The organism is Exiguobacterium sp. KKT215 (genome assembly GCF_055635335.1).
The window spans coordinates 2,188,343-2,207,200 of record NZ_CM145756.1; the positions used below are offsets into that span (position 1 = coordinate 2,188,343).

Consider the following 18,858-nt stretch of genomic DNA (forward strand, 5'->3'; position numbering starts at 1 on the left):
AACCATATGTGGAAAAATCGCAACGTCTGGATCATCTTGACCGGGGAGTTCGTCGCCGGTCTAGGGCTTTGGCTCGGCATCATCGGCAACTTGGAATTCATGCAGGAGAAAGTGCCGTCTGACTTCGTCAAGGCGCTCATCCTCGCTGGCGGATTGCTCGCCGGGGTCGCCATCGGGCCGCTCGCCGGCCGTCTCACCGACCAAGGCTCGAAAAAGAAAATCATGCTCATCTCAAGTATTGTCCGGGCGCTGAGCGTTCTATTCATGTTCGTCGCCATCGAGACGGGAAGCGTGCTGTGGATGGTCGTCTTCCTCGTCTTCCTGCAAGGGTCGGCCGCGTTCTACTTCCCGGCACTCCAGGCCGCCATCCCGCTCATCGTCAAGGAACGGGAGCTGCTCGCCTTGAACGGGGTGCATATGAACGTGTCGACGCTGTCGCGTGTCATCGGGACGGCCATTGCCGGCATCTTGCTCACGCTCATCTCACTTCGGGACGTCTACGCGCTCTCGCTTGTCGCTTATCTGCTTCTCGCCGTCGCGACGTGGTTCTTGAAGATCGACGAGACGACCGTCCCATCTGCGAAGAAAGTGGACGCGAAATCGTCCGGCGGGTTCAAGGACGTCTTTCCAATCATCAAATCGATTCCGGTCATCTTTATGACACTCGTCATGACGCTCATCCCGCTCCTCTTCATCGGCGGGTTCAACTTGCTCGTCATCAACATTAGCGAGCTGCAAGATTCGACGGCGATCAAAGGATGGATTTACACGGCCGAAGGGATTGCCTTCATGGTCGGTGCGTTCCTCATCAAACGGATCGGTGAGAAGTTCTCCGTGTTCTCCATCTTGTTCACGTTCTCGTTTTTGATTGGGATCGCCCAGCTCATGCTTTACTTCGCCGACATCCCGGCCGTCTCGATCGCCGCATTCGTCTTGTTCGGCTTCTCGGTCGGTTGCTTCTTCCCGACGGCCGTGACGATTTTCCAGACACGGATGCCGAAAGACTATCACGGCCGCTTCTTCTCATTCCGGAACATGCTCGACCGGATCGTCTTCCAAGTCGTGTTGCTCGTCACTGGCTTCTTCCTCGATTTGATCGGCTTACAGCTCATGGTCGTCTTGTTCGGGATCAGCTCGATCCTCATGACAGCAGCGTTCCTCGTCTATACGCGCAAACACAAACTTCATATCGAAACGGACGAAATCGAACGGATTTCCTCCTAACAAAACAAGCGCTGACCAAATTCGGTCAGCGCTTGTTCATGTCTTCGATGTCACGCCACCAGTTGGTCGTGTCGTTCCGTCCGTCGAGTGTGATCCGCTCACCGATACGCGGCGTGAGCACGTCCTCTCGTGGTAAGAGCCCCACCATCTGCTCAGCTGGGTCGAACCAGGCATGGAACGATAACGTGAACGCGCCCCAATGGATTGGGAGCATCTTGTCGGCCCGCACGTCACGGAACGCCTGTGCCGTCTCACTCGGTTGCATGTGCACGTCCGGCCAGCGCTCATCGTATTGTCCGCATTCGAGAGCCGCGAAATCGAACGGTCCGTACGCGTCGCCGATTTCTTTGAAGTGTGGTCCATACCCGCCGTCCCCGCTGAAGAACAGGCGGTCCGTCTCGCCGAGGACGACCCATGACGCCCAGAGCGTCGCGTTGCGGTCGGTGAGCGAGCGGCCCGAGAAGTGCCGAGCCGGCGTACAGACGAACGTCCATGAGCCGAAGTCAAACGTCCCGCCCCAATCGCGCTCGACGATGCGTTCCGCCCCGACGCCCCACCGTTTCAAGTGGCTACCGACGCCGAGCGGGACGATGAAGACGGCGACCTTGTCTTGAATCGCTTGAATCGTCGCATAGTCCAAATGGTCGTAATGGTCGTGCGTGAGCAAGACGACATCGATGTCCGGCAAGTCGTCGAGCTCGAACGGCAAGTCTTCGCTGAACCGCTCGTTCTTCGCGAACGGGAGCGGCGATGGGCTCCGGCCGAACATCGGGTCGACGAGCATCGTCTTACCGTCCATTTGGACGAGCATCGCCGAGTGTCCGAGCCAATAGATGCGTGTGAAGCTTGAACCGAGTTTCTCGCTGAAGTCGATCGGGACGACCGGTAAGCGCTCGCTCGGTTTCCGGAGCGAGTCCGGATTCAAATATTCCTTCGACATCGAGATCATGTCGTCCGATGAGAACCGCATCGGCGTCTCGAGCTGATTCTGGAACTTGCCGTTCACCAGGTTCGGCGACCGGAGCGCCTTCGGCTTTTTCCCGAGCGGTTTATACTGCGTGAGCACGGTACCTGTCACGGCAGCCAGGCCCATCAATGAAAATAATAGTGTCTTCTTCAATTCCATCCACTCCTCTACCTTATTCATTATACGGCACCAACGCCGATTCCCCTGTTTTCGAATACAAAAAAGACGGCACGGGCCGTCTTATGAGTTCTGTAAAATCTTGATGTCATTGACGATGTCCTCGATTGGCACGTCTTGGAATCCTTGATACGCCTTGATGATTTTCCCGTCCTGGTCGACGAGATAGAACCACGTCGCGTGATCCACTTGGGTGCCTTCTGACGGTTTGCGGACGAGCGCTTTGAAGTTTTGTTGCGCGAACGCCTCAATCTCTTCTTGCGAATAGCCCGTCAAGAATTGCCAATCGGCTTTCGCCAAGTCGTAATCAGCCATGAACGCTTGAATCTTGTCCGGCGTATCGACGGTCGGGTCGACGCTGAACGACACGAATTGGACGTCTTCGACGCCTTCCTCGACGAGCGCTTCATTGAGTTTCGTCATGTTGTACGTCATCGGTGGACAGACCGTCTCACAGCTCGTGAAGACGAAGTCGGCCATCCAAACTTTGCCCTTCAAATCGTCCAGACTAACCATCTCTTCATTTTGATTCATATAGTCGAACGACTCGATCTCCCAATTGAGCGGGTCTTCAATCTCCTCGCCGCACGCGGCGAGCACCGCCATCAAGCTGATCAATCCGATGAGCATCCATTTCTTCACACGTTCCATCTCCTTCATTGTCAATTGCGTCTCACGCGCCAGACGAGGAGCGTGATCAAAGTAAATGCCGTCAAGGCAAGGAACGGAATCGTCACGAACCCGAACCAGTTGATGTATTGTACGTTGCACGGTACGCCTTGCACGCACGGCTTGATATCGGCGAAACCGGGTACTTTTTGAACCAAATAATGGTACAGTGAAACCAGGCCTCCGAGGATGGAGAGCGGCAATACATACTTCTTCACCGCCCGGTCGTCCGTGAACACGGCGACCCCGAGCAAGATGACGAGCGGATACATAAAGATGCGTTGAATCCAGCAGAGCTCACATGGCACGAACTCGCGAATCTCGCTGAAATAAAGACTGCCGAGCGTCGCCATGAGGGCGACGAGCCAAGCGAGATACAGACCATAACGGGTCAAGAATGACTGCTTCATGGCGTGCCTTGCTCAATCAATCGCTCAATCGTCTCGTAATCGAACGGGTCCTCGAGCATGACGCCGTTAATCATGATTGACGGTGTGAACTGGACACCGTGCTCTTTGACGAGCCCGTCATCGAGACTCACCTGTTCGAGCACCGTCGAGTTCTCACTCAAATCGTCCTCGAGCTTCGCCACGTCGACCGATGTCGTCTCGCTCGCAATCTCTGTCAACCGCTCAACCGTGACCCATGCCTCGTCGTGCTGTTGACTCGCCGGTTGCGCGTCGTAAAGCGCCTTATGGAACTCCCAGAACGCGTCCGGGTCTTGTTTATACACCGACTCAGACGCGAGCGATGCCAAAATCGACTCTTGTCCGTGGAACAGGACGTTAATGTAGCTGAAACTGATTTTCCCTGTATCGATATAGTCTTCTTTCAACTTCGGATAGACCGTTTCGCCCCACTGTTTACAAGACGGGCATTTGTAATCCCCGAATTCGACGACCGAGACGGGTGCGTCTGCATCACCGAGCGTCGGCTGACCTTCCGTCGACACGTGTTCTGTCGTCGCCGGTGCCGCCGTCTCGGCTTGTTCGGTCGGTTGATTCATCAAGACGACCACGACGGCCACGAGGGCGACCGCGAGCAGTGTCGCGATGACTAATAGTTTGTTCTGTTTCAATCGTTTCACCTCTATTTGTATCGATTCGTCTTTCATTATAACGAAAGCGCTATCTGTTTCCACGAAATCGACCTTGTTTTTTCTCAACTTTGCTTCATGTCATGGAAAAAATGACGATGAACAAAGTGGATGTTGTTATTGTAGGAGGAATTTGTTCATGAAATCATTTTCGATGCGTCTCGGTCTCATTTTGGCGCTCAGCATCGCCACACTCGTTTTTTTACTCACTATCACGCTTACGTATATGACGAGTCAACGTTCCGCCGCCTCGCTCGAAGCGGAGATTGGGGAACGGTTGTCGATGACGTCGCATCAGCTCGTCGACAAGCTCGACTTTTACATGTGGTCACGCTATCAAGAAGTGCAATTACTTCAAGGGCTTGACGCCTTGAACGACCCTGCCTCGAGCCGGGCCCTGCTCGACCAGGTCCAGACGAACATCCCCGCTTTCTCGTGGATGGGCGTGACCGACGCGTCGGGGAACGTCGTCGCTTCGACGAACGGAATCTTAGAAGGCGCCAGCATCAAAGAGCGCCCTGTTTTCCTCGAGGCACAGACTGAGCCGTTTATCGGCGATGTGCATGAAGCCGTGTTGCTCGCCGAGCTGTTGCCGAACCCGAGTGGCGAAGTCCTCCAGTTCGTCGACATCAGCGTCCCGCTCGTCCGTGACGGGACCTTCCAAGGCGTGCTCGCGACCCACCTCAGTTGGGAATGGGGCAATGAAGTGCTCCGCCACTTCAACCGGACGCTCCACCATCAGTCCGAGTATACCGACTTGTTCGTCGTCAGCGGACGTGACAACACGGTGTTGCTCGGTCCCGACCACCTCGTCGGCAAACCGCTCCCGACGTCATTGAAAGAAGGCTGGCACGTCGACACGTGGCAAGACGGAACTTCTTATTTGACTGGTGTCGCCACCGGTGAAGGTTATGAAGATTACGCCGGACTCGGTTGGAGTGTCGTCGTTCGCCAACCGACCGAAGTCGCGTTCGCCCCGGTCATCGAACTAGAGAACAAAATATTATGGATCGGTCTCATCGCCTCGCTCGTGACGTCTACGCTCGGATGGTTCCTCGCCTCGATCGTGACGCGACCGTTACAACGGATCACTGAGACGGCTGCTCTGATGAAGCAAGGGAAGGCCAAGACGTTCCCGCATCAGTCTGGGATTCATGAGATTGAATCGCTCGCATTCGCCCTCGAGTCACTTGTCTCGTCTCTCACCGAATCTGAGACAGAACGTGTCCATTACGAGTCACTCGCCAACCGTGACGTCTTGACCGGACTCGCGAATCGGACGGCGCTTCGACACTATTTGAACGAAGCCCAAGCGACGAAGAACGAGTACGTCTGTTTCTATATCGACCTCGACGGTTTCAAAGCCGTCAACGACACGTATGGACACGCCACGGGCGATGATGTCTTGATTGAGATTGCCGAACGGTTGAAACGCGTGACGCTCGATGGTGCCTATCCGGTCCGGTTGAGCGGTGACGAGTTCTTCCTCTTGTTCGAACGGAATGGAAAGAGTGAACGATTGATCACTCAAATCGGACAAGACCTCATCACTTCCCTGTCCGAACCGATCGCCATTGAAGGCGGGACGACAAGCGTAGGGGCAAGTATCGGCGCCTCGCTCTGGCAGACGGAGACGGTGCCACACGCCGCCATTGAACGGGCGGACCAGGCGCTCTATCGCTCAAAGGCGAACGGAAAGCATCAAATCACGCTCGATGAGACGCTCATCGCATAAGCAAAGGTCCATGCCGCTCGGCATGGACCTTCTTGTATTACGCTTCGAACAACAATTGTTCTGGATCTTCAATCATGTCTTTAATGTGCTTGAGGAATGTCACGGCCTCACGACCATCGACGATGCGGTGGTCATACGAGAGCGCCACGTACATCATCGGGCGGTTCTCCATCGTTTCCGCGTCGATAGCGATTGGGCGGAGTTGAATCGAGTGCATCCCGAGAATCGCGACTTGTGGGCCGTTCAAGATCGGTGTCGACAAGAGTGAGCCGAAGACGCCACCGTTCGTGATCGTGAACGTTCCACCTGTGAGGTCGCTCAACCCGAGCTTGTTATTGCGTGCTTTATCGGCGAGGTGCAAGATGTCTTTCTCGATTTCACCGAAGTTCTTGCGATCCGCTTCGCGGACGACCGGGACGACGAGGCCGTCCGGAGCCGACACGGCGATACCGATGTCATAGTATTTTTTCAAGACGATCTCGTTGCCTTGAATCTCAGCGTTCAAGTACGGCATCCGTTTGAGTGCCGCAACGGCCGCCTTCGTGAAGAACGACATGAAACCGAGTTTGACGTCATTGTCTTTGATAAACTTCTCTTGGCGACGTTTGCGGAGCGCCATGACAGCCGACATATCGATTTCGTTGAACGTCGTCAGCATCGCTGCCGTCTGTTGAACTTCGACGAGACGGTTGGCAATCGTTTGACGACGGCGCGTCATTTTGATGCGCTCTTCGTCTTTGCCGCTCGCTGCTGGTTGCGGTGCCGCTGCCGGAGCTTTCGGTGCTTGTGGCGTCGGTGCCGGTTTCGACTCGTGGCTCGTCACGTCATGGACGTTGATGCGGCCAATCGGGTCGTTCGTTTGGATGGCTGACAAATCGATGCCTTTCTCACGAGCCAATTTGCGGGCCGCCGGTGTCGCGATCGGTCCTTTGCCTGGGCTCGCGACGTGTTCTTCACGGCGCTCGACTTTCTTCGCTTCTCCGACCGCTTCGACTTTCGTCTCGGCTGGTGCTGGAGCAGTTTCTGTCGCCGCTTCCGTTTTTGTCTTCGTCGCGACAGCCGTGCCGCCACCAGTACCTGAGCTGAGGCGAGCGATCACTTGTCCGACTTGGACCGTGTCCCCTTCGGCCGCCAATTGCTCGTCGAGCGTACCCGACTCATCTGCCGGCACCTCGATGTTGACTTTGTCTGTCTCGAGTTCGACGATGGCTTCCCCTTTTTCGACGTGGTCGCCTGGCTGTTTAAGCCATGACGCGACCGTTCCTTCCGTAATGGACTCTGCTAATTCCGGTACTTTGATTTCGATCACAATGAGTTCCCCCTTAACTTATTTACGATCTTTTTGGTATGTGCTCGTGCCGGCAGCAGCCGAGACGGCGTCACGTGAGATGGCTTCACGGATGATGCGTGCTTGCTCTTGTTTATGGGCTGTCGGATTCCCTTCAGCCGGGCTTGAACGGCGGCGACGGCCGACGTAGCGGACGTTCAGACGGTTCGATGTGACCGCTTCGAGACGAGGCTCGATATACGTCCATGCCCCCATGTTCTTCGGCTCTTCTTGGACCCAGACGATCTCTTTCGCGTTCGGATAGCGGCTGATCAATTCACGGATCTCACGGACCGGGAACGGATAGATTTCTTCGACGCGGATGATGTGCAGGAAGTCGAGTGACTCGTCTGACTTCATCGTCGCTTCTTGCAAATCGATTGCCATCTTCCCTGAACAGAAGACGAGACGTTCGACTTGCTCCGGATTCTCACCGAGACCAACTTGTTCGATGATCGGACGGAAGTTATTGTCTGACAGTTCATCGACCGATGAGGCTGCAAGCGGATGACGGAGCAGGCTCTTCGGTGTCATGATGATCATCGGACGGATTTGTTCCGTGCCGAGCATCTTCGCCTGACGACGCAAGATGTGGAAGTACTGCGCGGCCGTCGACAAATTCGCGACCGTCCAGTTTTTCTCTCCAGCGAGCGTCAAGTAACGCTCCATGCGGGCGCTCGAGTGCTCTGGCCCTTGGCCTTCATAACCGTGTGGCAACAGCATGACGAGACCTGACTTCTGTCCCCATTTGGCTCGACCGGCCGAGATGAACTGGTCGAACATGACCTGGGCCGAGTTGGCGAAGTCGCCGTACTGGGCTTCCCAAAGCACGAGCGTGTCTTGGGCGAAGACGTTATAGCCGTATTCGAAACCGAGCACCGATCCTTCTGAGAGCGGGCTGTTGTGGACCGAGAACGAGGCGTTCGCCGTCGACAAGTGGTGGAGCGGCGAGAACTTCTTGCCCGTCTCGACATCGTTCAACATGATGTTACGTTGCGCGAACGTACCGCGCTCCGAATCTTGTCCGCTCAAACGGATTGGTGTGCCGTCCGAGATGATCGAGGCGTAAGCGAGCGTCTCGGCATGGCCCCAGTCGACTTTCCCGTTGTCCGCGAACACGTCACGGCGACGGTCGAGCACTTTTTGCAGCTTATGGAACACGCCGAAGCCTTCCGGCCAGACGAGCAGTTCGTCATTCAATTGCTGGAGCACGTCACGTTCGACGCCTGTCTCAACGAACGGGAAGCCTTTGTGGACCGCTTCCGGCAAGATGATGTCGGCATCTTCTTCTTCGGCCGGGACGAGGTCACGGGCCGATTTGAGACGGTCTTCAATCGATTGCTCGATCGTCGCTTTGTCTTCTTTCGACATGACGCCTTCCGCTTCGAGCACGTCGGCATAGACATGACGGACCGATTTGTGTTCTTTGATGGCCTTATAGAGCACTGGGTTCGTGTTCATCGGCTCATCCATCTCGTTATGACCGTAGCGGCGGTAGCCGACCAAGTCGACGAGAATGTCTTTATGGAACTTGGCGCGATACTCGCTGCACAATTTAGCGACAGCGACACATGCTTCCGGATCGTCCGCATTGACGTGGAACACCGGAATCTCATAGCCTTTGGCGATATCACTCGCATAACGTGTCGAGCGCGAGTCGCTCGGGTCGGTCGTGAAGCCAATCGTGTTGTTGGCGATGACGTGGACCGTCCCGGCTGTACGATAACCATTCAAGTTCGTCATGTTGAGCGTCTCGGCGACGATGCCTTGACCTGGGAACGCAGCATCCCCGTGAATCAAGATTGATGCCGCCTTGTCGTCATGTTGGACGGCCATCCCTTTTTCAGAGCGGTCGTCTTGCGCGGCGCGCGTATACCCTTCGACGACCGAACCGACGAACTCGAGGTGACTCGGGTTGTTGGCGAGGTTCAAGCGGACTTCTTTCTTCTCTTCTAACACTCTGCGGTCGAGACCGAGGTGATATTTCACGTCGCCGGACCAACCGAAGTTGATGCCGATCGATCCTTCCGACGGAATCAATTCTTTATTCGGAGCGTGCTGGAACTCAGCGAAAATCATCTCATACGGTTTGCCGAGCACGTGCGCGAGCACGTTCAAGCGTCCACGGTGGGCCATCCCGATGTTGATATGTTCTGACCCGCTCGAGATGAGGCCGCCGACCATGGCGTCAAGGAGCGGCACCATCGCGTCGAGCCCTTCGATTGAGAAGCGTTTTTGTCCGACGTATGTCTTATGAAGGAACGACTCGAACAACTCTGTTTCCGCTAGACGTTGGAACAACTCGATTTTCTCGTTCTTCGAGTATTTCGCTTTGAGTGCGCCCTGCTCGATGCGGCGGCGAATCCAACGCTTCTCTTCCATGTCATCCAAGTGACGGAGCTCGATGGCGACCGGTCCTGTATAGACGTCAAGCAAGTGACGAACGAGCTCGAGCGCGTTCGCACCCGGCTTCGGCACGTCTTCCGACAACAAGTGAGCCGGTACTTGCTCGAGGTCCGCTTCACTCAACCCGTAGCGGTCAAACGCAAATAAGCCGTGCTCGCGCGGGTGGTCTTTGAGCGGATAGATGTCGGCCGCTTTATGGCCGAGTGCCCGGATATCATTGACCAACCGTGTCGCTGCCACGACTTTCTCTAAATCAAACGATGCAGCCGGCGCGACAGGTGCGCTCGTTTCCGGTGCCCCGTGTTCGTCAAAGTATTGACGCGTCTCCGCATCGACTGATTCTGGGTCTTCCACATACTGCTCGTACAATTCAACGATATAGCCTAAGTTTGGACCATAAAATGCTTGCACTTCTTCGCGACCGTTCGACGACTCTCCCATTGAATAAATCCCCCTATCCGTTCCTGTGCGCCCGATGTGTGAACGCTTTCATTTTAACATTAAGCACGAAGCAGTTCATCCTTCTGATTCGTCCTGCAAAAAGAGCCAAATCTTGCCTCTTTCTCTCCTCTCCATACTACACCTTTCCATATGGAAAGACCCTTTCAAATTCACAATTCGTCCATACTATTTCAATAAGTTTTCCTTATCAACAAATTGTGAAATCATGCGTTTGTTTCAACAATTTCAAAAATAGGTGAAACCTTGTTTCAATCTGCCCCGTATAGTACGGTAATCCAGTTGGAAAATACTCTCAACGAAAGCAAGGTGACCTTATGTTATCCGTACAAAACGTACACAAGAAAATGGGGCAGACGAACGTCCTGACAAACGTCAGTTTTGACGTCACCCCTGGAGAAATCTTCGGATTCCTTGGACCGAACGGCGCCGGGAAGACGACGACGATCCGCATCATCACCGGACTCATGCCGGCGACACACGGAACTGTGACCGTCGACGGGTTCGACGTCTCAACAGATCGCCAACAAGCGCTTAGTCGCATCGGAGCCATCGTCGAGAACCCGGCCTTCTATCCATATTTGACGGGCCGCGAGAACTTGATTCACGCGATGAACTTGATTCCCGGCCTAAAGAAAGTCGATTTGAACGCCCTCGGCGCCCTCGTCGGACTCGAGACGAAACTTGATATGAAAGTAAAACAATACTCGCTCGGGATGAAACAGCGCCTCGGGATTGCCCGTGCCCTACTCCATAACCCGAAAGTTTTGATTCTCGACGAACCGACGAACGGGCTCGACCCGGCCGGAATCGCCGATTTGCGTAACTACTTACGGCATTTAGCCGACCATCGCGGCATCGCCATCCTCATCTCAAGTCATTTATTGAGCGAGATGGAACTGATCACCGATCGGTTCGCCATCATCGACCAAGGACAAATCAAATCGATTCAAGGTGACGGCGAAGCGAAGACGGAGAGCGTCATCCTCTGTAAGGTCGACCGCAAACAAATGAACGAGGCGCTCGATGTCGTCGCACTCGCGTTCGATGACGTGAAAATCATTCAACAATCGGCCGAGACGTTCATCGTCCCACGTCCGGAAACGGATATCCCGCACTTGTTGAAACATCTTGTCGATCGCGACATCGCGGTCTATCAAATCGGCATGAAGCACGAGACACTTGAGGAGCAGTTCTTGAAAGTGACGAAGAAAGAAGGAGGCACGAACAATGCGTTCATTACTAGCCAATGAATTTATGAAGTGGCGCCGCACGATCAAACCGTTGATAGCGCTCGGCATGTATACCGGGATTATCATCTTGACGTACTTCATCGTCCGGAGCGGCGACAATCCAGGTGACGCGGAAACATTCGTCAACTATGCGACGATGGCCGCCATGACGTTCCTCGGTATTTTCACAATCGTGTTCACAGCCGAGATGATTGGAAATGAGTTGAAATTTGATACGTTGAAGCACTTGCTCATGAGCCCGTACTCGCGTGACCGGATTTTACTCTCGAAACTTGTCGCCGCGCTCTTGATTATGCTCGTCCAATTCGTGTTCATCCTTGCCGTCACATATGGCTTCGCCTGGACGCTCGACGGAGCATTGACGTTCGAGCAGTTCCGCAACGTCTTACTTAGTGTCTCGAGCGGCGTGTTCGTCATCTTCTTGACGCTCATGTTCTCGGTCGTCTTCAAGTCCGTTGGCGTCGTCATTGGTTTCACCGTACTTGCCAACTTCGTTTCGACGATGATTGGCGGACTTCTTATCGCTTGGAAGCCGGACATTGCCAAATGGATCGTCTTCTTGCATACGGACCTGTCGATTTATTACCAGAGCCCTGGCTTCATGGAAACAATGGACGTAACGATTTGGTTCTCGGCGTTCTATGTGTTGATTCATATCGTCGCGTTCTATATCATCACTGCATTCGTATTCCGGAGCAAAACGTTTGCTGAATGACGATTAACGCCGTCGGCAGAGTGGTACTTCATAATGTGAGACTCATTTTGAATGGAGGGACCACGATGTCAAAGACGGCGTTACTCATCATCGACATGTTCAATGATTTCGACTTTGTCGGCGGGGAGGACCTACTTCGAAACACGGAACCAATTGTCGACCCGATATTAAAACTGAAGCGTCATTTTAAGGCGAACGATTGGCCGGTCATCTATTGCAACGACAACTTCGGTCAGTGGAAAGACAGCACCGAGGATATCATCCGTCACGTCGAGTCGTCGAAAGGCAGCGCCATCGCAAAACGGATTGCACCGGAAGACAAAGAGTATTTCATCATCAAACCAAGGCACTCGACGTTTTACGGGACGCAGCTCGATATCTTGTTGCGTCAACTTGAGGTCACATCGCTCGTCCTGACCGGTGTCGCCTCGGACATCTGTATCTTGTTCTCGGCGAACGACGGCTATATGCGCGAGTATGAGCTCCACGTCCCGCGCGACTGTGTCGCCGCCGAGACGGACAAGCGCAACGACAGCGCCTTGACCGTCATCCACGAGGCGCTCGGCATTTCGACCGATGATGCCGACACGTATATAAAAGATACCCAGGTGTGATAAAAGCCTCTGATTGTTGGACACATAATCCCAACATTTCAGAGGCTTTTTCGTTTTGTTTTCAGCTATGCTTGATATATGAAGAAACAATGAAGGATGTGACAACATGTATCTCACAATTGGATTATCGTTACTCGTTTGCGTGCTTGCCCTCATTTTTACGATCATGGTCGGACTCGGGAAAGACAAATCAGACTACAATCAAAAGAAAAGCTGGTCAATGGTGTCGTGGACGTATATCGTCTTGTTCCCGGTCTCATTTTTGGCGCTCGGCCTGTTATACTATTTCATTACCCGATGACCTCGTTCATCGGGATTTTTTATTTGACCGCGACGGTGATGCCGATTGGATAATGACGCGTCCCCCGCTTCGGTTCGACGAGCACGCCTCGCTGGTAATAGAACTCGGTCGATGTGAAGGCCGTAAATAATTCCTCAAACTCGGCCTCAGTGAACTGATGGGCATGGAAGGGCTCATTCGTCGGTTGCCCAACGCCTTGACCGAACGGTGTCGACAACACCAAGATTCCGCCTGGCTTCAATAAGTCCCACACGTTCGCCATGAACGCCTCATAGTCGGTGACATGTTCAATCGTCTCGAAGCTGACGATGCAATCGAACGTCCCCAGTTTGTCCGGCAACGTCCGGTCGACGACATCGCCGACGATATAGTTGACGTTCGGATGGTGATAACGCCCTTTCGCATAACGTGTCGCCTCTTCTGACAAGTCGACAGCGACGACCTCGGTCACGATCCCTTTCAAGTTCTTCGCAATCAATTGACTGCCATATCCACTCCCACTCGCAAAATCGAGGACGCGTCCGTTCATGTATAACAAGGCGAAATGGTAACGGGCGATATGTTCGAGCAACAAGCCGTTCAGCGGGTCCATGCGATCTGGGATGACCCGTTCTCCCGTATAATCTAATGTCATAAATTCTCCTTTGGAAAGCTACTGTGCTTTCATCTTAGTCTTCCTAGCACGCCACGACCACAAAAAAAGAGAAAAGATTGTCTCCAACCTTTTCTCTCCTCGTTATTGGTCTTGCTTGAAGCGGAGTAAATCCGAATAGATGAGCTGATCGTTCATCTCGAGGATTTTGTTCGCTTCTTCTTCAAGTGGCGTACATGCTGCACCATCTTCAGCGACTTCGCCAGTCTTGGCGTCATAACACATCGACTGCGTGAACAGATGGTCTTGCGTCACGACCGTTCCATCACGGAAGATGGCGCGGTCATAATGCTCTTTCGAGAACAAGTCATTCCCGAATCCGACCTGTTCAGACGTATCGATTCCGAGCAAGTGCTGAATCGTCGGGTTCATGTCGACGTGACTTCCGATTGTCTCGTGCACTTCACCCTTGTCTTGGCCCGGTAAGTGGATCGCGAACGGAACCGCTTGAAGTTTAGCCACATCGTATGGCGTCAACTCGTCTTTGCCGAGCAAGTCGGCCATCGCGTCATTATGGTTCGTCGAGATGCCGTAATGGTCACCGTAGACGACGAAAATCGTGTCGTCCCACATGCCGTTCGCCTTCAACTCATCGATGAACAAGCCGAGCGCATAATCTTGATACGCGAGCGCTTGCGGGAAGTTGTTGAGTGTCGTCGAGTTCGTCTCGAATTTCGGGACGAGCTCGTGCTTTTCACTCGGCATCGTATACGGGAAGTGGTTCGTGAGCGTGATGAACTTCGCATAGAACGGTTCCGGTAGCTCTTCGAGCATCGGTACCGATTGGCGGAAGAACTCATCATCGAGCAGACCCCACTCCGTCATATCCTCGGGGTTTCCGAGGTCATAGCTGGCTTCGTCAAAGAACTTGTCGACGCCGATGTTTTGATACATCTGGTCGCGGTTCCAGAACGATTTGTTGTTGGCGTGGAACACGGCCGAGTAATAGTTATCATCTTTGATGACTTCTGGTAACGCGTTATATTCGTTGTCGGCGTTCGTGAAGTAGACTCCTCCACGCGAGAGGCCGTAAAGCGAGTTATCGAGTGCGAACTCGGCATCTGACGTCTTCCCTTGGCCGGTCGTATGGTAATAGTTCGGCCAGTAGTGGGACTCTTCGATCAGTTTGTTCAAGTTCGGCGTGATGTACTCGCCGTTCGACGCTTTCATGTTGTGCGTGAAGTTTTGGGCCGACTCGAACGAGACGACGACCACGTTCTTGCCTCTATACTTCCCGAACATCTCCGGGTCCGGAGCCGCATAGTTCTGACGTGTGAAGTTCTCGACTTCGTCCAGTTCAGAACCGTCTGCGAGCGCCTTCTGGGCCGACGTCTTCGTTTGGAGCATGGCGTCATAGACGTGGAAGTTGAACGTTCCTAAGTTTTTAACCAACAGCTCTCGGTCGAACGAGCGCGTCAACAGTTCTGGACGCTCCGTTTCGGCGAGGACGAGGTTGAACCCGAACAAAGCCGCGGCCGCACCGAACGTGATTAAGACGCGGCGTTGCGATGCCTGGCTCGTCTCGTTCATCTTCCGTAATAGGAATGGAAGCACGACGAGGTCCCCTAATAGAAGCAAGTCTTTCCATTCGAGAAGCGACAGGAATGAAGACGAGAGCGTCTCCATGTTCGACGACTGGAACAAGACCGGTACGGTCAAGAAGTCTGTGAACTCACGATAGTACGTCGTATCCGCGAACAAGATGAGCGAGGAGACGAGGTACAGACTGTACAGTGCCCACTTCCGCTTATTCCCCCCAAAGAAGAAGCTGAAAGCGAACAGGAACAACGTGAAACTGAGCGGGTTGATGATGAGGATGAATGCCTGGACCGCGTTCTCGGCCGGCATATTGAAGAAGAACTGATACGCGATCAGCGACTTCGTCCATAACAGGATGGTGAACATCCAAAACAGACGGTGTGTCTTGAACGAGTCGAGCGCCGTCTGGCGGAAGCGGTCCATCCTTCCTTTCGATTGATTCATGGGATTCATGTAAACACTCCTTATATGGAATTCAAGTTAAAGATTCATTTTCTTTTTAGACGTATAAGCTATATTTTAACGTTCCCTTGAACTCAATTCAACTAATTGACGTTTACAACTATACACAAACTTAACAATCCGATTGCAATGTTTACGAAAAAAAGACTACCGAGTCGCCTCGGTAGCCGATTACGAGTGATTCGCTCACCCGATGATATCCATCCAAATTTTTACTGTACTCGCTAAAATGAGTAACGCTAAAATCATCTGCAGTGATTTCGTCTTCATGTTTTTACCGACGTTCGCGCCGAGCGGTGCGGCGATCAAACTGGCGATAATCATGATGACGGCAGGTTCCCACACAATTTGGTCGGTGATGATTTTCCCTGCTGTCGAGCCGATTGACGAGATGAACGTGATGGCGAGCGAACTCGCGATCGCCATCTTCGTCGGAATCCGGAGCACGACGAGCATAATCGGCATCAAAATGAACGCGCCTGCCGCCCCGACGATTCCCGCGGCCACCCCGACGACGAACGCCGAACTCGCTGCAATCACTTTATTGAATGTGACTTGGTCGAGCGGGACGTCCTCGACGTTCTTTTTCGGTAAGAACATCATGATTGTCGCAATCGTCGCGAGCACGGCGTAGACGACGTTAATCAAGTTCTCAGACAAGAGCGTCGAGCCGTAGCCGCCGATGAAACTCCCGATCAAGACGGCGACACCCATATACAGGATGAGCTGCTTGTTCAAGTAGCCGCCTTTCCGGTATGCGTAAATCCCACCGATTGTCGCAAAGAAAACTTGAATCGCGCTGATTCCCGATACTTCATGGGCGCTGAACGCTGCGAAGCCGAGAAGCGGTGGAATGTACAACAGCATCGGATATTTAATAATCGATCCGCCAATCCCGACCATCCCCGAAATGAACGACCCGATAAAGCCGATCAAAAAGATGGTGATAATAAATCCAAATTCCATATTAACTCCTCCAATTCCCTACCCTCTATATAAGTAAGTTTTATTGTTGTTCCCAAGCGATCATGCCGCCTGAGATATCATAAATTTCCGTGTAGCCACGTTCTTGCAACAGCTGTGCCGCTTGAGCACTTCGATTTCCGCTCTGGCAGATGACATAAATCGGTTCATCTTTCGGATAAGGTAATTCGGTTGCATTTAATGATGAAAGTGGTGCGTTCACCGCTCCTTCAATATGCCCCCCCTCGTATTCATCCACTTCTCGGACGTCTAACAAGGTTATTTCTTCGTTTTCCAATCTGTTTTGTAGTGTTTCGACGTCGATTTTTGTAATTTCACTCTCATCTGACGTAAAAAGAACGATTCCGACCGTCGCTAGCACTAAAATCGATACAATCATCATGATTTTCTTCAATTTTCGACCTCCGATTCTTTTTCTTGCATTCAGTATACCTCAGGGGGTATATTGAAAACAACGAAAGAAACTCACTTCAAAAATTCTTGAATCACAAAGGAGATTTATCACTCATGAAAACCATTTCGACTACTGAACTAGAAACGTTGCTTCAATCTGATGAGACGCTTAACTTGATTGATGTTCGAGAGACAGACGAATTTGCAGGTGGCCACATCAAGCAAGCGAAAAACGTCCCACTCTCTGAATTCGGTGCGAAAGTCGATGAGCTCGATCGTTCGAAACCGATTCACGTCATCTGTGCGGCAGGCGGACGAAGCATGAACGCTTCGGCTTACCTCGACTCACTCGGCTTCGATGTCGTCAACGTCGATGGCGGCATGATGAGCTGGACAGGTGAAACGGTCTAACAATCTTCTATATATACAGTTAAAAAAAACACAGTCGTTTACAGTCAACTATTCTTAGGGGGTATTCCACATGTTATTACGTTATTTCTATGATCAAAAATTAGCACAAGCATCTTATATGGTCGGTTGCCAAATGACCGGCGAAGCCGTCGTCATCGACCCGGCCCGTGACATCACACCGTATCTTCAGGAAGCTGAAAAAGAAGGCATGAAAATCGTCGCGACGGCTGAGACTCACATCCACGCCGACTTCGTATCAGGTTCACTCGAGCTTGCGAAACGCACCGGTTCAACAGCTTATCTCTCAGACGAAGGTGACGCGTCATGGAAATATGCGTTCGCGAAAGACATCGATTCAAAACTCGTCAAAGATGGCGACACGTTCAAAGTCGGTAACGTCACACTCGAAGTCATGCATACACCAGGTCACACGCCAGAACACATCTCGTTCTTGCTCTACGACCGGAACCAAACACAACCGATGGGCATCTTCACAGGCGACTTCGTCTTCGTCGGCGACATCGGTCGTCCTGACCTGCTCGAAGAAGCAGCCGGCGTAAAAGGAACGACAGCCATCGGTGCCGAGCAAATGTTCAACTCGCTCAAGAAGTTCAAAGCTCTTCCTGACTTCGTTCAAGTCTGGCCGGGCCACGGTGCCGGCAGTGCCTGTGGGAAAGCGCTCGGCGCCATCCCGACATCGACAGTCGGTTACGAGAAAGCGACGAACTGGGCACTTCAAATGACTGATCAAGATGCGTTCATCAAAGAGTTGACGACGGATCAACCAGAACCGCCGAACTACTTCGCAATGATGAAGAAAGTAAACAAAGAAGGCATTCAAGTGACGAACATGATCGCTCGTCCGGAAGTCGTCGGTACGGACCGCCTCGACACGCTCGTCGACGAGACACAAGTCGTCGATACACGTACAGGGGAAGAATTCGCCAAAGGACACGTCCCTGGCACCATCAACATCCCATACAACACGAAATTCGTCTCATGGGCCGGCTGGCTCGTCAACTTCGACAAAGACATCACGCTCATCGCGAGCGCGGAAGACGTCGAACAAGTGCAGACGGATCTTCAATCAATCGGTCTCGACCGTCTCCGCTTCATCGTCCCAGTCGAAGAGCTCGATCAAGAACTCTTGACGGAAACGTACACGGACGTGACAGCGGAACAAGCGATTGAATCAGCTGAAAAAGGTGACGTCTTCGTCCTCGACGTCCGGAATGCGACGGAATGGAACGCGAGCCACTATGAGAAAGCAGAGCGCATCCTACTCGGTAAGTTGGCGCGCGACCACGAAGGTCTCCCGACAGACCAAACAATCGCCGTTCACTGTGCGTCAGGCGTCCGTTCACGGATGGCCGCGAGCGTGCTTCAATCACTCGGCTACAAGGATATCCAAAACATCCTCGGTGGCTACGGTGCGATGAAGACTGTCCTCAATGCAGAACAAATCGGCTAATGC

Annotated in this window: 18 protein-coding genes; 8 read left to right on the forward strand and 10 right to left on the reverse strand. The window is 52.9% G+C overall.

The features are described from left to right. Positions 1–6: 6 nt before the first annotated feature. Positions 7–1,224, forward strand: a complete 1,218-nt coding sequence (locus ACZ2GZ_RS11410) for an MFS transporter (protein WP_470295286.1) — start codon at positions 7–9, stop codon at positions 1,222–1,224. A gap of 25 nt (positions 1,225–1,249) precedes the next feature. Here ACZ2GZ_RS11410 and ACZ2GZ_RS11415 read toward each other — a convergent pair whose 3' ends face one another. The 4 genes from ACZ2GZ_RS11415 to ACZ2GZ_RS11430 form a co-directional block, all read right to left on the reverse strand. After that, complete coding sequence (locus tag ACZ2GZ_RS11415; RefSeq protein ID WP_470295287.1) at positions 1,250–2,344, reverse strand: MBL fold metallo-hydrolase; 1,095 nt, start codon at positions 2,342–2,344, stop codon at positions 1,250–1,252. Positions 2,345–2,431: 87 nt separating this feature from the next. Next, the gene (locus ACZ2GZ_RS11420; protein WP_470295610.1) at positions 2,432–3,019 is read right to left on the reverse strand and encodes an SCO family protein; all 588 of its coding nucleotides are present in this window, start codon (positions 3,017–3,019) and stop codon (positions 2,432–2,434) included. An 11-nt stretch (positions 3,020–3,030) separates the two neighbouring features. After that, positions 3,031–3,447: a disulfide oxidoreductase gene (locus ACZ2GZ_RS11425; protein WP_029595917.1), complete on the reverse strand. Its 417-nt coding sequence runs from the start codon at positions 3,445–3,447 to the stop codon at positions 3,031–3,033. Beyond that, a complete protein-coding gene (locus ACZ2GZ_RS11430) occupies positions 3,444–4,115 on the reverse strand; it encodes a DsbA family protein (RefSeq protein WP_021066759.1) in 672 nt (223 codons plus the stop codon). The genes ACZ2GZ_RS11425 and ACZ2GZ_RS11430 overlap by 4 nt, the downstream gene beginning before the upstream one ends. Positions 4,116–4,272: 157 nt before the next feature. On the opposite strand from ACZ2GZ_RS11430, the gene ACZ2GZ_RS11435 reads away from it, so the two are divergent. Next, positions 4,273–5,868 carry a diguanylate cyclase domain-containing protein gene (locus tag ACZ2GZ_RS11435; RefSeq protein WP_214714023.1) on the forward strand — a complete coding sequence of 532 codons (1,596 nt, stop codon included), beginning with the start codon at positions 4,273–4,275 and terminating at the stop codon, positions 5,866–5,868. 37 nt (positions 5,869–5,905) lie between these two features. On the opposite strand, the gene odhB is transcribed toward ACZ2GZ_RS11435, so the two are convergent. Both odhB and ACZ2GZ_RS11445 read right to left on the reverse strand, forming a co-directional pair. Next, a complete protein-coding gene (odhB, locus tag ACZ2GZ_RS11440) occupies positions 5,906–7,177 on the reverse strand; it encodes a 2-oxoglutarate dehydrogenase complex dihydrolipoyllysine-residue succinyltransferase (RefSeq protein ID WP_021066757.1) in 1,272 nt (423 codons plus the stop codon). Between the two features lie 18 nt (positions 7,178–7,195). Beyond that, positions 7,196–10,042: a 2-oxoglutarate dehydrogenase E1 component gene (locus ACZ2GZ_RS11445; protein WP_470295288.1), complete on the reverse strand. Its 2,847-nt coding sequence runs from the start codon at positions 10,040–10,042 to the stop codon at positions 7,196–7,198. Positions 10,043–10,377: 335 nt separating this feature from the next. Between ACZ2GZ_RS11445 and ACZ2GZ_RS11450 the strand changes: the two genes are divergently transcribed. From ACZ2GZ_RS11450 to ACZ2GZ_RS11465, 4 genes are all read left to right on the forward strand, one after another. Then, positions 10,378–11,313 carry an ABC transporter ATP-binding protein gene (locus ACZ2GZ_RS11450; RefSeq protein WP_029595920.1) on the forward strand — a complete coding sequence of 312 codons (936 nt, stop codon included), beginning with the start codon at positions 10,378–10,380 and terminating at the stop codon, positions 11,311–11,313. Then, positions 11,291–12,028 (forward strand): ABC transporter permease, encoded by a 738-nt coding sequence (locus ACZ2GZ_RS11455; protein WP_021066754.1) that lies wholly within the window; start codon positions 11,291–11,293, stop codon positions 12,026–12,028. Before ACZ2GZ_RS11450 ends, ACZ2GZ_RS11455 begins: the two co-directional genes overlap by 23 nt. Positions 12,029–12,093: 65 nt before the next feature. Next, entirely contained in the window at positions 12,094–12,642 is a 549-nt protein-coding gene (locus tag ACZ2GZ_RS11460) for a cysteine hydrolase family protein (protein WP_214837034.1), read from the forward strand. A 106-nt stretch (positions 12,643–12,748) separates the two neighbouring features. Further along, complete coding sequence (locus ACZ2GZ_RS11465) at positions 12,749–12,943, forward strand: hypothetical protein (protein ID WP_021066752.1); 195 nt, start codon at positions 12,749–12,751, stop codon at positions 12,941–12,943. Between the two features lie 19 nt (positions 12,944–12,962). Here ACZ2GZ_RS11465 and ACZ2GZ_RS11470 read toward each other — a convergent pair whose 3' ends face one another. The 4 genes from ACZ2GZ_RS11470 to ACZ2GZ_RS11485 all read right to left on the reverse strand — a co-directional run bounded on the left by ACZ2GZ_RS11470 (position 12,963) and on the right by ACZ2GZ_RS11485 (position 16,974). Continuing rightward, positions 12,963–13,577: a class I SAM-dependent methyltransferase gene (locus tag ACZ2GZ_RS11470; RefSeq protein ID WP_029595922.1), complete on the reverse strand. Its 615-nt coding sequence runs from the start codon at positions 13,575–13,577 to the stop codon at positions 12,963–12,965. 102 nt (positions 13,578–13,679) lie between these two features. Then, positions 13,680–15,587 carry an LTA synthase family protein gene (locus ACZ2GZ_RS11475; protein ID WP_470295289.1) on the reverse strand — a complete coding sequence of 636 codons (1,908 nt, stop codon included), beginning with the start codon at positions 15,585–15,587 and terminating at the stop codon, positions 13,680–13,682. 195 nt (positions 15,588–15,782) lie between these two features. After that, positions 15,783–16,562: a sulfite exporter TauE/SafE family protein gene (locus ACZ2GZ_RS11480; RefSeq protein ID WP_029595924.1), complete on the reverse strand. Its 780-nt coding sequence runs from the start codon at positions 16,560–16,562 to the stop codon at positions 15,783–15,785. A 40-nt stretch (positions 16,563–16,602) separates the two neighbouring features. Beyond that, a complete protein-coding gene (locus ACZ2GZ_RS11485) occupies positions 16,603–16,974 on the reverse strand; it encodes a rhodanese-like domain-containing protein (RefSeq protein WP_242679019.1) in 372 nt (123 codons plus the stop codon). Positions 16,975–17,087: 113 nt separating this feature from the next. Here ACZ2GZ_RS11485 and ACZ2GZ_RS11490 point away from each other — a divergent pair, with 113 nt between their 5' ends. After that, positions 17,088–17,384, forward strand: coding sequence for a rhodanese-like domain-containing protein (locus ACZ2GZ_RS11490; RefSeq protein WP_021066637.1), 297 nt, complete (start codon positions 17,088–17,090; stop codon positions 17,382–17,384). A 70-nt stretch (positions 17,385–17,454) separates the two neighbouring features. Next, entirely contained in the window at positions 17,455–18,855 is a 1,401-nt protein-coding gene (locus ACZ2GZ_RS11495) for an MBL fold metallo-hydrolase (RefSeq protein ID WP_470295290.1), read from the forward strand. Positions 18,856–18,858: the final 3 nt, after the last annotated feature.

Excerpts from the sequence above, each read along its gene's own strand:
- ACZ2GZ_RS11410 (WP_470295286.1), top strand. The coding sequence starts at position 7 with ATGTGGAAAAATCGCAACGTCTGGATCATCTTGACCGGGGAGTTCGTC.
- ACZ2GZ_RS11420 (WP_470295610.1), bottom strand. The coding sequence starts at position 3,019 with ATGGAACGTGTGAAGAAATGGATGCTCATCGGATTGATCAGCTTGATG.
- ACZ2GZ_RS11425 (WP_029595917.1), bottom strand. The coding sequence starts at position 3,447 with ATGAAGCAGTCATTCTTGACCCGTTATGGTCTGTATCTCGCTTGGCTC.
- ACZ2GZ_RS11435 (WP_214714023.1), top strand. The coding sequence starts at position 4,273 with ATGAAATCATTTTCGATGCGTCTCGGTCTCATTTTGGCGCTCAGCATC.
- ACZ2GZ_RS11445 (WP_470295288.1), bottom strand. The coding sequence starts at position 10,042 with ATGGGAGAGTCGTCGAACGGTCGCGAAGAAGTGCAAGCATTTTATGGT.
- ACZ2GZ_RS11450 (WP_029595920.1), top strand. The coding sequence starts at position 10,378 with ATGTTATCCGTACAAAACGTACACAAGAAAATGGGGCAGACGAACGTC.
- ACZ2GZ_RS11455 (WP_021066754.1), top strand. The coding sequence starts at position 11,291 with ATGCGTTCATTACTAGCCAATGAATTTATGAAGTGGCGCCGCACGATC.
- ACZ2GZ_RS11460 (WP_214837034.1), top strand. The coding sequence starts at position 12,094 with ATGTCAAAGACGGCGTTACTCATCATCGACATGTTCAATGATTTCGAC.
- ACZ2GZ_RS11465 (WP_021066752.1), top strand. The coding sequence starts at position 12,749 with ATGTATCTCACAATTGGATTATCGTTACTCGTTTGCGTGCTTGCCCTC.
- ACZ2GZ_RS11470 (WP_029595922.1), bottom strand. The coding sequence starts at position 13,577 with ATGACATTAGATTATACGGGAGAACGGGTCATCCCAGATCGCATGGAC.
- ACZ2GZ_RS11475 (WP_470295289.1), bottom strand. The coding sequence starts at position 15,587 with ATGAATCCCATGAATCAATCGAAAGGAAGGATGGACCGCTTCCGCCAG.
- ACZ2GZ_RS11480 (WP_029595924.1), bottom strand. The coding sequence starts at position 16,562 with ATGGAATTTGGATTTATTATCACCATCTTTTTGATCGGCTTTATCGGG.
- ACZ2GZ_RS11490 (WP_021066637.1), top strand. The coding sequence starts at position 17,088 with ATGAAAACCATTTCGACTACTGAACTAGAAACGTTGCTTCAATCTGAT.
- ACZ2GZ_RS11495 (WP_470295290.1), top strand. The coding sequence starts at position 17,455 with ATGTTATTACGTTATTTCTATGATCAAAAATTAGCACAAGCATCTTAT.